The sequence below is a fragment of the Ignavibacteria bacterium genome (assembly GCA_025612375.1).
GTDB lineage: Bacteria > Bacteroidota > Ignavibacteria > Ignavibacteriales > SURF-24 > JAAXKN01.
Genome location: JAAXKN010000062.1, coordinates 1 through 17,274 on the forward strand (window position 1 = coordinate 1; position 17,274 = coordinate 17,274).

At 44.4% G+C, this 17,274-nt stretch carries 11 protein-coding genes; 1 reads left to right on the top strand and 10 read right to left on the bottom strand.

The features are described 5' to 3' along the window. Positions 1-136 precede the first annotated feature (136 nt). The 5 genes from HF312_20230 to HF312_20250 all read right to left on the bottom strand — a co-directional run bounded on the left by HF312_20230 (position 137) and on the right by HF312_20250 (position 8,674). Positions 137-1,597: a T9SS type A sorting domain-containing protein gene (locus HF312_20230; protein ID MCU7522552.1), complete on the bottom strand. Its 1,461-nt coding sequence runs from the start codon at positions 1,595-1,597 to the stop codon at positions 137-139. Positions 1,598-1,658: 61 nt separating this feature from the next. Continuing rightward, a complete protein-coding gene (locus HF312_20235; protein MCU7522553.1) occupies positions 1,659-4,157 on the bottom strand; it encodes a T9SS type A sorting domain-containing protein in 2,499 nt (832 codons plus the stop codon). A gap of 11 nt (positions 4,158-4,168) precedes the next feature. Next, entirely contained in the window at positions 4,169-5,101 is a 933-nt protein-coding gene (locus HF312_20240) for a hypothetical protein (GenBank protein ID MCU7522554.1), read from the bottom strand. Between the two features lie 105 nt (positions 5,102-5,206). Then, on the bottom strand, positions 5,207-7,714 hold the full coding sequence (locus tag HF312_20245) for a T9SS type A sorting domain-containing protein (GenBank protein ID MCU7522555.1): 2,508 nt from the start codon (positions 7,712-7,714) through the stop codon (positions 5,207-5,209). A gap of 12 nt (positions 7,715-7,726) precedes the next feature. Beyond that, positions 7,727-8,674: a hypothetical protein gene (locus HF312_20250; protein MCU7522556.1), complete on the bottom strand. Its 948-nt coding sequence runs from the start codon at positions 8,672-8,674 to the stop codon at positions 7,727-7,729. A 506-nt stretch (positions 8,675-9,180) separates the two neighbouring features. Between HF312_20250 and HF312_20255 the strand changes: the two genes are divergently transcribed. Next, complete coding sequence (locus HF312_20255; GenBank protein MCU7522557.1) at positions 9,181-10,869, top strand: PAS domain-containing sensor histidine kinase; 1,689 nt, start codon at positions 9,181-9,183, stop codon at positions 10,867-10,869. 74 nt (positions 10,870-10,943) lie between these two features. Here the strand turns inward: HF312_20255 and HF312_20260 are convergent, their stop codons facing one another. From HF312_20260 to HF312_20280, 5 genes are all read right to left on the bottom strand, one after another. Beyond that, entirely contained in the window at positions 10,944-11,384 is a 441-nt protein-coding gene (locus tag HF312_20260) for an OsmC family protein (GenBank protein ID MCU7522558.1), read from the bottom strand. A 45-nt stretch (positions 11,385-11,429) separates the two neighbouring features. After that, positions 11,430-11,651, bottom strand: coding sequence for a DUF3185 domain-containing protein (locus HF312_20265; protein MCU7522559.1), 222 nt, complete (start codon positions 11,649-11,651; stop codon positions 11,430-11,432). Between the two features lie 240 nt (positions 11,652-11,891). Further along, the gene (gene hemW / locus HF312_20270; protein MCU7522560.1) at positions 11,892-13,022 is read right to left on the bottom strand and encodes a radical SAM family heme chaperone HemW; all 1,131 of its coding nucleotides are present in this window, start codon (positions 13,020-13,022) and stop codon (positions 11,892-11,894) included. A 79-nt stretch (positions 13,023-13,101) separates the two neighbouring features. Then, positions 13,102-14,814, bottom strand: a complete 1,713-nt coding sequence (gene recN / locus HF312_20275; protein MCU7522561.1) for a DNA repair protein RecN — start codon at positions 14,812-14,814, stop codon at positions 13,102-13,104. Between the two features lie 74 nt (positions 14,815-14,888). Further along, the gene (locus tag HF312_20280; protein ID MCU7522562.1) at positions 14,889-17,027 is read right to left on the bottom strand and encodes a T9SS type A sorting domain-containing protein; all 2,139 of its coding nucleotides are present in this window, start codon (positions 17,025-17,027) and stop codon (positions 14,889-14,891) included. Positions 17,028-17,274: the final 247 nt, after the last annotated feature.

Here is a 17,274-nt window from a genome sequence, read left to right on the forward strand (position 1 = left end):
AATCGCTCCATAAAAATTTACGATTACACTTGATTTTTAACATAACAGCCACGACTGAATAGCCACGACCTTCAGGTCGTGGTTTAATGCGCCCCCACACTCCTCGGGGCTTTAGCCCCAGATTTCCCCGGAAAACTCACCTCAACAACGTCATCTTTCGCGATAGCGAAACGCCTTTCCCTTCAAGCCGGTATAGATAAACCCCTGAAGGAAGGCCATCTGAATTAAAACTTACTGAATGCCGCCCCTGCGTAAACTCCCTTTGGGCAATAACTGCCACTTCCCTTCCCAGCATGTCGTAGAGCCGGATGGAATACTGCCCGGCCTCAGAAACGGTAAAAATAATTGTAGTGGAAGGATTAAAAGGATTAGGATAGTTCTGCTGGAGTTCAAAACCTGAAGGCTTAAGGCTGCCATTTTCCACGAGAGTTTCTTCTTTCGGAAAGAAATATTTCAGCATGTCATCCAGCGTGGCTCTCCAGAGCCCCCAGCTGTGCCCTTCAGGATATTCACCCCACTTAAGAGCGTACCCTTTCTGAAGAAGTGAATCCTTAAACGGCCTCCAGAACTGATACAGCCCCTCATAGCTTCCCCAGACTGAAAATAACTTTACCGGCTGCAGGGGTTTTGAGCTTATAAGCTGCGCAGCCTCATAGTTGTAAGGCTGAAAGGCTCCTGAATGAAGGCCGCAGTTGCCGAAAATATCCGGATGGTTGAATGAAATGAGTGCCGAAATGTTGCCCCCGTAGGAATCCCCAAGCACCAGGCGGCCCTTGGGATCTTTAATTGTTTTATAAAGTGAGTCTATAAGAGGCACAAGTTCATAAGCAAAGAATTCCCTGTACTGTATCCTTTTTCCTCCTGCATACTCGTCGTTGCGGTTATTGGGCTGAACAAAAACCGCAATAACAGGTTTTATTTTCCCGCTGTCCAGGAGGTTATCTATTACATTTACAGCGCTCCCCAGGCCGATATAATCAAAACCGTCCTGGAAGTATATAGCAGGGTATCTTTCAGCATCTTCAGGGCTGTAGCCCGGGGGAAGATATATCCTTATCTGGTAGTTAATGGAAGCCTTTTGGCTGTAAGTGGTTCTCTCCTCAACCTTCCCGTGAGGAACTGAAGGCTTATAGTTAATCTCCCAGGGCTGGACATACCCCGGCATGGCAAATTCGGAGTTTGGGCCGTAGCCGCCGCTTACCTGGTGAGGATTCAAGGGGTCCAGTATCCAGCTGCTGCCGTTAAGAACCAGTTTATAGTCCAGCCTTGCGTTTTGTTCAAATGTACCCGTGAAATAATAAAGGTCTGTGCCTGAAAGCTTTACCATCATGTTCTTTGCAGCATTCCAGTCATTAAAGTCCCCTGCAACACTGACAGAAGCAGCGTTTCCGCGGTAGAGGAAGTTAGCCGTACTGCCATCTATAAAAGGAATGCCTTTGGTCTTTGCGTAATTCATAAAGCTGTCAATAACCGCTGCCTGCGCCTGCGGGCTGCCGTTAAGTGTGTTTACGCGTGAGATAAAATTCTGGAATTCAGACTGAGGAAGAAGAATAGCAGGACAAAAACAAAGGACCAGCAATAAAGTAAGCTTTTTCATGAATGCCCCTTAGCTGTAAAAAAAAGGCGGACATTTTGCCCGCCTTTATTATACTCATTCTTTACTTAAGAAGCATCATTTTTTTGGTCTCTTTATAATTGCCGGCATTTAACATATAAATGTAAATTCCGCTCGGGATGTTCCCGGCATTAAATTCAACCCTGTACTTCCCTGATGCCTGCTCCTGATTTACAAGAGTTGCAACTTCACGCCCCAGGAGGTCAAACACCTTTAGAGACACAAAGCTGTTCTCCGGCAGCTGATAGCTCAGAGAAGTTGATGGGTTAAACGGATTGGGATAATTCTGCTCCAGGCTGTAGCTGGAAGGCTTTGCCGTTCCTTCTTCTTTTTCAACTCCCACATAGGTTTCATTCGAAGCCCTCAGGTTGTCAAAGCAGATAAATCCTGAGCTGGGGCTTCCGGGGTTATACGTCATCTGGAAGCTGTCGAACTTAAGCTGTCCGTCCAAAACTCCGTTACCCTTTCCTTCCCATACTCCAACACCGTCCCGTACAATATTCCAGCTTACAAGGCGCCACCCTAGAAAGTCAATCGTATACCAGGGGCTGACTTCAAGGCCTGAGAAGTTGCTTCCATCGGCTACACAGAAACGGAACTTGTTCCCGCTGCCGTCACCGAAAATATAAGCCTGCACTATGCCGCTATTGCTGAATGTAATAGTTTTGGGAGCACCTGAACTTAAATATTCCCTTAATAACCATGAGGAAGCGCTTTTGTCGAAACTGTAGTTAAGCTGCATGCTGCTGCTGCTTCCATAGAATTTGTATGTGCTGCTTGAGGCAAAACTGGTTCCTGTATTTACAACACCTGACGAATAATCAGAGGGGTTTGCCCAGCTGGCTGTAAACCCGCTTTCAAACTTGTCAATATAAGTCATTGCGGGCAGCTTCCTGCCTGTCTTAAATGTGTACGCCTTTTCTGAACTTATTGCATTCTTGAACTGGTCTTCAACGCCTGGGGAAATCACAACACTGTAGCTTTCATTTTCAAGAAGTGTGTCAGCCGGGAAAAAGCTGAAGACGCATTCCTGGCCATTAAGAGCATAGTAACTGCCCTTCATCGGAATAACTGTCTGGTCTGAATTTTTCACCAGCTTTATTCTTCCGCTTATTGTAGAAGTGTTAAGTTGCTCATTAAATGCAATGTTGATAAGCGGCATCGGTTCTACATTATCCCTGTTATCCTGCGGATAAATGGATTCCACCACCGGAGCTGTGACATCCTGAACCTTGGTCCTGAATGAGTAACTGTAGCTGTCGCCTCCGACGCCGTCCTTGTTGCCGTCCAGGTGCAGTCCATGCGGGCTTTCCTCTGCCGCACCGGAAATTGTCAGCGTAAGCGCCGTATTAAATGGCAGCGATGAGGTACTTACTGTAACTCTCTTGTCGCTCTGCCATGTAAAAGTAAGGGGAACCTGGGGATTTATGGAAATTGCAGATTCAACCGTTGCCCTGTTCATTACGCGCGTAAAATCTATTATAATATCCTTTTTCCCGGGGTAAAGTGAGTCTCCGGGTGCCGGAATTATAGATGCTACAGCAGGAGGAATGGTTGCAAACAGATCCTTGTCTGCAAAAGCATTTTTACCTGCCAGCACTGTTACCGTGGATGAATCGCTGAAGTACCCGGGGGCTTCATAGTACACTTTATACTGCCCCGGCGTAAGCTCATCAAACATAAAAAATCCGTTATTCAGGCTGTCGCCCATGCAAATTTTTGGCTCCATTGTATTTGAAGCATCCAGAGCCTTAAGCGTAACCTTTACCTTGTTTACAGGCACCTTTGCGTCATCGGGAGTTAAATATGTATAGCTTACCTTCAGGTCGGGGTCCCTTACAACGCCTGCAATAATGCCTGTTGTAAGAGCAGGTTTTCCCCAGTATGCCAGAAAAGCCTTTGCAATTGCCCAGGCCTCATGCTTGAGGTAATTCTGGCTTCTAAGACGGTAGGATTCCGGTACGTAATCATGAAATGAACTTTCTGACAATGTACCCGGCGAATTCAACCCCACAAAGACACCAAGATATGGCCCCGTTGAATTGTAGAATGTAAAGTCGCCAAAAACATCCAGCCTAGTGGTCCTGTGGGCGCCATAGATTTCCTTGCCGACAAGGTCTGCCATTGTCTTCGACGGCGGGTACGTAGGAGCACTTGTGGTTCCCTGGTAAAGCATAAGTGTGTAGTTGGCTCTGCTGCTGGTTCCGGTGGCATTGCTGTGAATGGAATGAAAATAATCAGGATTAAATGTGTTTGCCAGTGCCGCAATCTTTGAAGTGGGCTGAAGGTCATCCTCTTCGGTGTTTGTAATCCTCGACATGATGACGGTAGCTCCCATCTTCTCAAGAATGTCGCGAAGATATAAGCCCCTGGAAAGATTTCCTTCCGATTCCCAGTAATCCGTCTCCAGAATATGCCTGTCATTTGAAGTGTAGCCGCCATGACCCGGATTAATAAATATTTTGATTCCGGAGAGGCTCTGTCCGAATATTAGCGGAACATTAAACAGGACAAAAAATAGTAGCAAAAACTGTTTTTTCATCTTTTCCCCCGTTATTCCATTTTAAGCTTCATTGAATAAATGCTTCCGTCCACGCTGTTAAAAAGTATACTGTTTCCGTCGCTGGCCCAGACGGGATACATTTCAATCAGGTCACTGGTATCTGTAAGCTGGTATTTATTCGTGCCGTCGGAAGAAGAAACAAATATTTCAGATCCGGTAATGAACTCACCGTTATCCTTCTCCACCATGTACGTAATCCACTTGCCGTCGGGTGACCAGTTTGGGGCCGAAATATTTCCCAGGCTGACCATATTTTTTCCATCCAGATCGGATATAAATGCCCCCTTATGGACTTCGGTAAAGAGTATCTTGGTTCCGTCGGGCGAAAGTGAAGGCCATATATACTGCCCTCCCTCAAAGGGAGAAAATTCCTTTTTTGCGCCGTTCATATAAAGAATAATTTTCCCGTCAACATTGTAAACTGCCAGATCACTGGCTCCTGTTTTATTCAGGCGCGATCCGTCGGCTTTTAGTATAACATTGCCGCTTGCCATATATGCGACGTTATTGCTTGCAAGGACCTTTGGTGTTGAGAGCTCTGTTGCAGTAACTATAACCTGTGACTTCAAGTCCTCCAGGCTCCGCCTGACTAAACTCTGATTATGCCTTAAACCCCTTTCATCCAGATTATTTGCCCGGTAAATAATTGCCTTGTTATCGTTAGAAAAAACATACTCATAGCCTGCCCCTTCTTCGGTGGCAAACGGAATAATTTTTTTTGCAGATACATCATAATACCAGATTCCCTTGTAGCTGGCTGAAGTAAAAAATATCTTTAATCCATCGGGCGAATTCTTGGGGAAATAGAACTCGCCCTGCGACTTATCTGTAAGTTTTAGGGTTTCAACAACAGAAAGCTTTTGTGCGGATATAAAAGAGGACAGTAGAATGATTACAAAGAAAGAGTAGAATATTTTTTTCATTTGAGCCTCCTTAATGGAAGATTAAGCTTTTTCATTAGCATCCTTTATTGATATTAAGACAAAAAAAAAGGCGGGCACTTTGCCCGCCGTAATAATACTCATTCTTTACTTAAGAAGCATCATTTTTTTGGTCTCTTTATAATTGCCGGCATTTAACATATAAATGTAAATTCCGCTCGGGATGTTCCCGGCATTAAATTCAACCCTGTACTTCCCTGATGCCTGCTCCTGATTTACAAGAGTAGCGACCTCGCGTCCTAAAAGGTCAAACACCTTTAGAGACACAAAGCTGTTCTCCGGTAACTGATAACTTAATGTAGTAGATGGGTTAAAAGGATTGGGATAATTCTGCTCCAGGCTGTAGCTGGAAGGCTTAACCGCCCCGTTTTCTTTTTCAACTCCCACATATGGCTTTACTGCCGTGCGGAGGTCGTCAAAGAACAGCAATCCTGAAGTCGGGCTTCCAGGTGTATAGGTAAACTGGAAGCTGTCGAACTTAAGCTGTCCGTCCAAAGCTCCGTTACCCTTTGTATTTCCATCCCATACTCCAACGCCGTCTTTACCCATATCCCAGGAAACAAGCTTCCAGCCTGCCCAGTCAATTGTGTACCATGGGCTTACTTCAAGGCCCGAGAAGTCAGCTCCATCTGCGACACAGAAACGGAACTTGTTATTGCTGCCGTCACCGAAAACATAGGACTGAAGAATGTTCTGGCTGGTAAATGTCACGTTTTTCGGAGTTCCTGTGCTTAAGTATTCCCTGATGAACCATGATGAAGCGTTCTTATCCCAGCTGTAGTTAAGCTGCATACTGACCCTGCTTCCTGAGAAGCGGTTGGTAATAGAGAGATTTTTAGCAATGCTGGTTTCTGAGGCAATTATTCCCGAAGGAGAAGTTGCATTTGGGCCTGCCCAGTTGGTAAGCAGGTCGAGTTCAAAATTGTCTATCGAAGTAATTGTTGCCGATTCACTTCCGGTCTTAAAAGTGTAAACAATGTTCGAAGGAACCCCGTTGCCATACTGGTCTGAAAGTCCCGCAGAAACGATTACGTTATAAGTCTCATTCGGCAGAAGTGCACTGCTCGGGAAAAGGCTGACTACAGCCTTGCCGTTTGTCAGTGGATAATACTTTGTCGTTACTCCAATGGGCACATTGCCTGCTGCCTTAACGAGCTGGACTTTACCCGATAAGGTGCCGGTATTTAAAAGCTCGTTGAAGCTTAAATTTATAAGCGGTATCAGCTCAACATTTTCCAGTTTATCGGACGGGTAAAGCGATTCAATCACAGGAGCCCAGACGTCTTTACTCCTGGTTTTGAATGAAAAACTGTAGCTGTCGCCTCCAACGCCATCTTTGTTGCCATCCAGAAAGATTCCCTCAATTTGTCCCTTCGCCGTTCCGGCAATGGTAAGCGTCATGGCAGTACCAAAAGGAAGACCTGAGGTACTGATCTTAACTTCCGCATCGTTAGTCCAGCTGAATGTAAGCGGGGCGCTTGGAGTAGTGGAAATTGCAGCTTCTACGGAAGCCGTATTCATTGCCCTTGTAAAATCAATGACAATACTCTGATTGCCCGGATAGATTGAATCTACGCTTGCAGGACTGAAAGTAACAGAAGACACTTCCGCCTGGGAATTTGAAACCAGGTATTTATCGGCAAAATTGTTTTTACCGGCAAGAACATTGACCGTGGATGAGTCCTTAAAGTAACCCACAGCTTCGTAGACAAGCGTATAGGAACCCGGAGTTACTTCATCGAACATAAAAAATCCGTTATTGTAGTTGTCACCCGTGTAAACTCTGGGAGTCATGGCATTTGAGGCGTCATTAGCCCTGAGGGTAACCTTAATATTGTTGACCGGCTTTTTAGCATCGCTGGCATTAATTATGCTATAAACTGAGGCCTTATCGACATCTCTTACAATACCTGCAGCAATGCCTGTGGAAAGCGGGGGCCTTCCCCAGAATGAAAGAAACGCCTTTGCAATTGCCCACGCTTCATGCTTGAGATATGCCTCATTCCTCAGACGCCAGCTTTCAGGAATATAATCGTGGAATGATCCTTCCGAAAGGCTTCCCGGCATCGTTAATCCCTTAAAGACGCCAAGGTAGGCTCTTCCTGTTCCGTAGAAGTCAAAATCGCCTGCCAGACGGAGATCGGTTGTCCTGTGGGCACTATAGATTTCGTTACCAATGTACTGCGACATAACCTTTGAGTCTGGATAGGTCGGAGTTGAATTAGTGCCCTGATAAAGCATAAGAGTATAATTGCCTCCTGCAGCGTTGCTGTGTATGGAGTGCATATACTGGACATTATTGTTATTGGCCATTGCCACAATGGAAGACAAAGGCAGGTCATCGGCATCGTAATTTGTAGTTCTTGACATTACTACTGTAGCCCCAAGCTTTTGGAGTATCTCCCTCAGATAGAGCCCTTTGGAAAGGTTGCCTACAGATTCCCAGAAACCAGTAGTAGGAATATTTCTGTCATTTGCAGGATCCAGACCGCCGTGTCCCGGATTAATTAAAACTTTAACACCATTTAAATCTTGTGCAAAGATGAGTGATGCGTTCAGAAACAAAACAAAAAATAGTAAAATTCTTTTATTCATGAGGTCACCTTATTACTCGTATTTTAATTTCATTAAATAAATACTGCCCTTGTCTGAATGGTAAAGAATGCTCTTGCCATCAGAGGACCATTCGGGGTACATCTCACAGTCGTCATTTGTAGCTGTGAGCTGAATCTTCTGCTGTCCGTCTGAGGAAACCGCATAGAGGTCGGATGCTGTATATGTAACACCATTATCGCGTTCAACCATATATACGATCCATTTGCCGTCCGGTGACCACTGGGGTGAAGCCAGTTCCCTGCCCAAATTAATGAGCACGTTACCATTTAGATCGGAAATAAAAGTGCCTTTGCGGACCTCGGTGCACAAAATCTTTGTCCCGTCGGGTGAAAGTGAAGGCCAGATGTAGCTTCCTTCTCCAAGTGGAGTCATAGATTTTTTGCTTCCGTTTGAATAGAGTACCAGTGCCTCGTCTTCAATGCAAACCATTGCCTCACCTGAGGCCTGCTGAGTAGTGGACTTCTTTAAGGCCGTTCCTGTGGCTTTTATAACTATCTTGTTATTTGAAGTATAAGCCAGTTTGTCGCTTAAAAGCATTCTGGGAGAAGAAAGTTCATGGGCTGTCTCCAGCACCTGGCGCTGATTCGTCGCAATATCTTTCTTAACCATTGTCTGTGAGGTTCTAAGGCCGTATTTGTCAAAATTATTTACGCGGTAGTATACAGACTTGCCATCGTTTGAAAACGCAAATTCGTATCCCGCACCCGGTTCTTCAGAAAAAGAAACAATCTTCTTTGTCTGCATGTCGTAATACCAGAGCCCTTTATAACCTGCCGAAGTAAAGAAAACCCTGGCGCCGTCGGGACTCAGCTTCGGGTAATAGAATTCACCCTGCGCCTTGTCGGTAATCTTTACGGTCTCAATAACAGAAAGCTTTTGTGCAGATAGAATAGAGGACAGTAACATAATAATAAAGAAAGAGTAACCGATTTTTTTCATTTGTGTCTCCTGAAAAGAATTAACCTTTACCCTGTTCCTGATTTGGGCCAGGGCAAAATTTGATGATTTGTGAAAGTGCAGAAACTAGGAAGGGATTTATGCTATTTTATAACAAAACCGCCTCTGCCCTTGTCAATCGTATCTCAATTCCCGGACATCCATAAGTGAGATTTTTCCACCCAAAAATAAAAAAATATTTCTTAATTAAAACAAGATTCTTTTATTTCGGCGCCCGGAATCCCCTGAACTTCCATTTTGGGACTCTTATGAGGTAATTGGACAGATAAAACCCCCCGAATAGTTTAAAATTCCGCTTCGGGGTACGTTTTTTGATCCCGCCATAAATAATATTTTAAGAATTTGCCGGAATATTGTTATTTTAGCAAAATTAAATTGCGGACTTAGAACACTTTAAATTCCCGGAGACTTTTCGATTATATTCCAGGATTAAGGCGGATCACCCGAATCCGAAATCCTGTTATAAAAACATATTTGAGCTGGAAAATTTGTCACAAAAAGAAATTTCAGAAGAACTTGCAAGCCTTAGGCAAACAAACCTTAAGCTTCAGGCAGACCTTCAGGGCTTAAGAGATTCCCTGGACAGGGAAAGACTGCTGGCCAATACCTTAGAGAGTATCAGGGAAGGCGTCAGCATTACAGACATGAATGACATACTAATATATGTCAATGATGCATTTTTGAATATTTACGGCTTCAGCCGCGAGGAAATTATAGGCAAAAACATCAGCGTCGTAAGATCTGACCAAAATTCCCCCGAAGTTGTACGCCAGATCCTCCCCTGCACACTCGAAGGAGGCTGGGAAGGTGAGATATTTAACAGAAAAAAAGACGGGACAGATTTTCTTATCTCTCTCAGGACCTCAATTGTACGCGACAAAAGCGGCACTCCTGTGGCACTCGTCGGAGCATGCTTTGATATTACTGAAAGAAAACTTGCCGACGAGGCTCTCAAAAAATCCGAAGAAAATTACCGCTCACTTTTCGAAGAAACCAAGGATGTTGTTTATGTCAGCTCCCCTGAGGGCAATTTCCTCGAAATAAACCCGGCCGGCATGGAACTTTTTGGCTATACTTCCAGAAATGAGCTTCTTGAGGCCGATATCGCAAGCAGCTTTTATGCCGATCCCGAGGCCAGAAAGAAATTCAAATCAAAGCTTGAAAAAGACGGATTCGTAAAAAATTACGAAATATCCATCAGGACAAAAGACGGCAGAAAGCTTACCGTGCTCGAAACCTCATCGGCAGTAAGGGATAATGACGGCGGGATCATTGCCTACAGGGGAATACTGAGGGATATTACTTTTATTAAGCAAACCGAAGCTAAACTTAAAGAGTATGTAGGAGAGCTTCAGAGTAATAAGCTGGAACTTGAAAAGAATGCCAGGGAACTCGAACTCCTGAACTCACAGCTGACACGCTCTGAACTTGAACTAAAGGAAATAAATGCCTCCAAGGATAAATTATTCTCCATTATAGCTCACGACCTTAGAAGCCCCTTCACTTCACTCATCGGGCTTTCAGGCATTATTGTCAACGACTTCGACACGCTCAACAGCGAGGAGATTAAGGCATTTGCCACCGGCATCAACAAATCCGCCAAAAATATTTTCAACCTCCTGGAAAACCTCCTTCAGTGGTCCGGAATTCAGACCGGAGGCATGGAATTTAAACCCTCCCGTATTGATATGTGTGAAGTTGCCGAACAGACAATCAGCATGCTCATGGGTAACGCACTGAAGAAAAATATCGAGCTCTTCAGCGAGATCCCTTTAGGCAGCTATGTCTATGCCGATAAGAATATGATAAGTTCCGTTCTTCAGAACCTGGCAGCCAATGCAGTCAAGTTCACTTCAGGCGGTGGAACCGTAAAGATTTTCTGCCGCGAACAAAAAAACAACCTCGAGATTTCTGTCAGGGATAACGGTATCGGCATCAGCGAAAAGGATATTGAAAAGCTTTTCAGAATTGACGTCCACCATACTACTATGGGAACGGCAAATGAGAAAGGAACAGGACTCGGTCTGGCACTCTGTAAAGAGCTTGTTGAGAAAAACCGCGGCAGCATCAGCGTTAAGAGCCACCCCGGGGATGGATCAGTTTTCAGCTTTGTACTCCCTAAACAGGAGGAAAAGAAGGCTGACTGCAAGTGCCGCTGCCTTAAAGAAGAGGAATAAAATAGGTAAAGGCAAAGGCTGAGGTAAAAATTTGTTATTTCTTTACCTTTACCTCTGCCTTTACCTTTTAATGCTTATTTACCTACCGCTGTAACAAGCCTGGCATCCAGAACCATTTCTACTCCTTTTAGAGCCTGTGAAACCGGACAGTTCTGCTTTGCGTTCTCGGCATACTTATGGAATGCATCATCCTGAATGCCCGGAACTTCGGCCTCGGTTGTCATTTCAATCTTTGTGATCTTGAAACCCTCACCAACCTTTTCAATATACACCTTGTCTTCGGTTTTTATGGATTTTGGATTAAAGCCGTCTTTTGCAAGTGCTCCGGCCAAAGCCATCGAAAAGCATCCTGCATGCGCTGCTCCGATCAGTTCCTCGGGATTTGTTCCCTGCCCTTCCTCGAAACGCGAGGTAAATGAATATCTCGCATTAACGGTACCTGTCTCTGTTTTAACGGTACCTTTACCCTCTCTTAAATTACCATTCCATTCTGCGCTGCCTTTACGAACCGGCATAATTACCTCCTGTAGTTTTCAATAAATGATTAATTATTTCTGCCGTCAGGATTTCCTTGCACCAACTACAACCATAATAATTCCAGCTACAACAGCAACACCCGAAGCAATGGGAGTAACAGGGATGGTCTCTTTCTTCTCTGTCTGTACTTCCACGGGCCCCAGGTCCAGAGCCTTTTCCTTTTTCGTAAAGCTGATGCCCCCGAAAATAAATCCGGCTATGCCGAGCAGTATCAGAATAATTCCAATTACAGTCAATGCTTTCATTCTAACCCTCTCTATGATTAAATCATTATGACGTATAAAATGAAGAGTCCTGGAAAATCTCCTGACTTAAGGCTGCCTTACAGCCTTTACATGTAATATGGTACAACGAAAAGATTAAAATTGCAATAATTTTATAAAAAAGATGATACTTAGGGAAAGATGGGAATGAATTTTTCAGATGGTCTGAAATCCTGAATTTTAGCAGTCTGGAGAATTAAACCTGCAATAGAGGCCTTCTATTTATAATATCTTCTCCAGAATTTCATCACAAAGGGCATAGCCTTTATCTGTCAGATGGATATAGCCGTCGTCAAAGATCAGAAGGCCCCGCCTCTGGAAACTCTTTAGCTGGGAGTGATGGCTGTTAAACCATTCTTCGCCGAACTTTTCCTTTAAGGCTTTCACGTTAAGCCCGCTGCTTCTGAAGGCAAGCATTATGTATTCCGTAAGCATCTGACTTTCTGTCAGCTCCTCGAAGCTTGCCGGGGCAGCGCCCTTCTCATTAATCTTTTTAATGTAAAGACTGATGTTCGAATAGTTCCACCAGCGCCTTCCATTTACAAATGAATGCGCTGAAGTGCCGAAGGACAGATAATCCCTGTACTGCCAGTAGGCGTTGTTGTGGCGGCATTCAAAGCCCTCTTTGGCAAAATTGGATACCTCATACTGATGAAACCTGCGCGATTTGAGAAAATCAATTGTAACCCTGTAGAGCTCGGCATCGTAATCTGTATCCTGAAGTTTAACCTTGCCGTCAAGCACAAGCTTGTTGAGCACTGTTCCCCTCTCAAGTATAAGGCTGTAAGCCGAAATGTGCTTTACCGGAAGCCTGACGGCAGTTTCAAGATTATCCATCCACTTACGCCTGGTCTGGTCCGGAAGGTTGAAAATAAGATCCAGATTGATGTTCTTAAAGCCCACAGCCTCGGCATCCATAATCGTATCTATTGCCGCCTTACTGTCGTGAATTCTCGTAAGGAATTTCAGCTCGTCATCATTAAATGACTGAATACCCACACTCAGGCGGTTTATCCCCAGCTCAAGGAATTCATAAAGCTTTGCCTTGTTTACTGTGCCGGGATTAGTCTCAAGCGTAATTTCAGCGTCATCTGAAACATTAAACCAGCTCTTTAAGGCCTTTAATATCTCCCCAATGTACCAGGGATCCATTAGTGAAGGCGTGCCGCCGCCGAAAAATATTGAGGTAAAAACCCTTCCTTCGGAATAGAGCCCTGCGTAGTGCTCTATCTCCTTTTTAAGAGCCTCAAGATAGTTCTCTACGTTGTCCTTTGTAATAACAGAATAGAAATCGCAGTAAATACATTTATGCTCACAAAAGGGAATGTGTACGTATAACGCAGATTCTTTCAATTGCAACTCTGGTCTTCTTTCTTTTTGTTTTATTGGTTTTAATGGGAAGAAGTGTTCCCGGTGCATAGCCTCCCCGGTATTACTCCTGCTCAATTCCCATTAGTTCTCTTGCCCCTTTAAGGCTGGCTTCGGTAATCTCCTCGCCGCTCATCAGTTTAGCCACTTCGCGGATTCTGCCCTCGCGGTCGAGCTTTGTAATATGGCTTACAACCCTGTCGCCATGCACCCCTTTTTCAACTGCATAGTGCTGGTCGGCAAGCCCTGCAATCTGAGGCAGGTGAGTAATTGAAATTATCTGATGGAATCCCGCAAGCGTCTTAAGTGTATGCCCCACCTTCTGCGCTATGCGCCCGCTGACGCCCGTATCTATTTCGTCGAAAATGAGTAAAGGCAGGCGGTCGTTCTTGGCAAGAATTGTCTTAAGGGCAAGCATTATTCTAGATATTTCTCCCCCCGAGGCAACTTTAACTAAAGGTTTGGGATCTTCCCCCAGGTTCGTCGATATGTAGAATTCCACCTCGTCAAAGCCTGAGCGGCTATATTTATAACTTTTTCCGTTTGCAGTTATATATGAATCGGAACCCTTGTCTGCCTGAATCTGTGCAATATTGACCCTGAAGACCGCATCCGTAATGCCAAGGTATGCTATAGCCTTCACCACGTCAGATTCAACCGATTTGGCAGTTTCACTTCTTTTTTTGCTTAGTTTAGCTGCTGAAAGTCCGCAAGCCTCACGCGCATGCGTGATCTCCTCCTGAAGGGCCTTAATGCTGTCGGCAAAATTCTCTGCCAGATTGAACTCCTCACCGATTTTTGCACGGTAGGAAATTACGTTCTCTAAAGATCCGCCGTACTTTTTCTTCAGCATGTTTATGGCGCCTATCCTTTCGCGCACTTCCTCCAGGCGCTCCGGATCCATGTCTATTTTCCCGGAATAGCTGCGTACAAATTCAGATATATCACTGATTAAAGTCAGCGCACTCTGGCACTCCCCTTCAATATCCTGAAAACTCTTGTCGATTTTGGAAAGCTCCTGGAGCTGATGCCTGATCTCGACCAGCGAGTCGTAAACGGCACTTTCAGACTCATAGAGATTATGATAAATACCGTTTGTAGCTTCCAGAAGCTTCTCTGCATTTTCAAGTATCTTAAGTTCGTCCGAGAGCTTTTCATCCTCTTTTTCTTCAGGACTTACGGCGTCAATCTCCCTGATCTGGAAAGAATAAAGCTCTTTCTTTTCCTTTAGGAGTTCTTCTTTTTCCTTCAGCGATTTCAGCTCATGAAGCAGGCCGCTTAGCTTCGCATGGTTCTGCAGATATTCATCAAGGAGCTTCTCATGACGCCCGAAATCATCCAGCATCTCTATGTGGGTTTCAGTCCTCAGGAGCGACTGGTGCTCATGCTGGCCGTGGAGGTCAACCAGGAGATTGCCCACGTCCTTAATAAGAGAAAGCGAAACCGGCGTATCGTTCAAGAAGCAGCGGTTGGACCCTTTAAGCGATATCTCACGCCTCATTATAAGCTCAGGCATGTATTCGATATCGTTTTCCTCCAGCACTTTCTTTACTTTCGGGTTTGCATCGATATCAAAAATGCCTTCTACAACCGACTTGGACGCACCTTTTCTAACCACCTCCGTTGAGGCTCTTTCGCCTAAGAGAAGACCCATGGCATCGATAAGTATGGACTTTCCTGCACCGGTCTCGCCGGTAATGATATTAAGCCCTTTCCCAAATTCAATAAAGATCTTATCGATCAGGGCATAGTCCTGAATTTGTAGTGATTTTAGCATATATTCTTATAATTTTCCTGTAAATTTACGTGAAATCAAAGGAAAATGAAAGGAATAAAAAAGTTCCACGCCTCCTATTTGACCAACAGCATCTTTCTCGTCTGGGCAAATTTTCCTGCTTCAAGACGGTAGAAATAAATGCCGCTTACCAGGTTATAATCAAGAACATTGAACCTGACCGAATGGTTTCCCGCAGGCTTAAAACCTTCCTGCAGAACTGCAATTTCCTTACCCAGAACATCGTATACCTTAAGCTTTACATTTTCCGCTGAAGCAAGGCTGTAATTTATTACTGTTTCCGGGTTAAACGGGTTCGGGTAGTTCTGTCTCAGCTCAAAACTGCCTGCAGTTTTAAGCTCCGGACGGACACCAACCGTAGCATCATCTGTCAGTTTATAGACTGCCCCGTTGGAGCTGCAGAGGATCATCGAACTGCCATTGAGCTTTGCTATGGAAGTCAGATTCTCCCCCAAATATCCCGTATCCACTACAGCAATAGTGTTTGAAGAGGCGGATCTTAATATCAGGCCCTTATCTGCAGCCGCCCAGACTGCCGAGTCATTTAATGCCAGAACGTCATTGATTTGAATTCCACTCAGTGCCAGCGTATCTGTCAGAAGCTCAAGCGTCTTAAAGCCGTCGCTAGTCCTGAGGATTGCGCCGTTCTGCCCGCAGACATATCCATGCTGGCTATCCAGCAGATAAATTGCGTTAAGGTTTACATTTGGACGGGCAAGTGTGCCGTGCGACCATGTTACCCCGTCATTAGTCTCATAAATCCTGTCCCCTGCTCCGACAGCAAATCCCCTTGAGGGTGAAACCATTTTTATATCTTTAATTTCACCGGTAAACTTTGCCGTCTCGGTCCAGGTGGTCCCTTTATCTGAAGTTTTAAGTATCTGCCCTTTGCTGTTCACCATATATCCGTTATTCACATCATTAAAGAACAGCTTGTAATTCGTGCCTGCTGAAGGATGATTCTCCCATGATGACCCGTTATTTGCAGAATAGTAAAAGCCGCCGTTCCTGCCGCATGCATAGAGGTTATCCCCAACGGAAAAAATACTGTGCAGATAACCGGTTGTAAATGGCGGCATTTTCTGCCAGGCTGTTCCCCCATCGCTGGTCACATCAATTTCACCTTCCAGCGATGAGCCTCCTGCAACAATAATGTTCAGTGAATCCCTGACAACAGCGCTGTAATAATCCCTGCTGCTTAAAAAATTTGTCTTCCATGTATTACCCTTGTCGCCGGAAGTGAATAAGGTGCCGTTAATTCCGGCGGCAATAACATTGCCATCTCCGGGGAGCAGAATTGAGTTAATCTGGTCATTTGTAAAAGATGGTATTTGTGTCCAGTTATTTCCTCCGTCAGTTGTTTTATAAATGGCACCGTTGTACCCGCCGGCAAATCCTTCAGAAGGGTTAATGAAGACTATAGAATAAAGAGTGCCGTTTCCTAACGTCTGGTCCAGGTTGAATGTCTCTCCGCCGTCAGTACTCTTCAGGATTCTACCTGATGTCCCGCACATAAAGAATTTGCCTGGTTCAGATTTGGTAATGGCATTCATACGGAACATAGTTAAGGGCGTATTATTAACCGGCTTAATACTCCAGCTATTACCCCCATCCGTGGTGGAAAGAAATCCTCTCCTGGATCCGACTATAATTCCTTTTAATGAATTTTCCCAGATCATAGCCTTAAATTCTTCGTCCGGAATAGAGGGAATGGTAACTTCCTTCCAGCTTTCACCTCCGTCAACAGTTTTTGCTATCTTTGCTGTACCTATCCCCCCGCAAATATAGCCGGTGTCGGAACTGGGGAAATAAATAGCATTAACACTTGCCTTATAGGCGAGAGTATCTGTTTTTTCCTGCCATGAAGCGCCCCCGTCGGTAGTCTTATAAATCACCCCTTTGTCTCCGCCAACCCAGCCGTTAAATTCATCTTTGAAAAAAATACTTTTTATATCTTCAGTAGCTCTGAATGGCTGCGAAGGTGTATAATGCCAGCTTACGCCCATATCTTCCGAAACAGTAACGAATGACCTGACATCCGACCTGAAGCCTGCAGCATAAAGCCTGTTTCCTGCTTTAATAACCTTTTTTATGTCCCCCGGAAAAGTAGGTTTTCTGATCTGTGTTAATGTATGTTGTGCAAACAGCTGAAAGCTGAAAATAAGCAACGCTAAAAGAATAAATGCCTTTTTCATAGATATAGTATAAAAAGTTTATAAATCAAAATAATAGTAGTAATAACAAAGCACGGGAAATATAGTAAACTTTATGGTTTATTTTTATTACTATTTTATTTTATCGTAAAGAAAGCACGCCAGATAATTTGACATTAAAGGCTTTTAATGCTATATTAGTAGAACAAAATTTGATTATGTTCTCTCACAAATTTTAATAGATTTTACATCGCGGGGTGGAGCAATTGGTAGCTCGTCGGGCTCATAA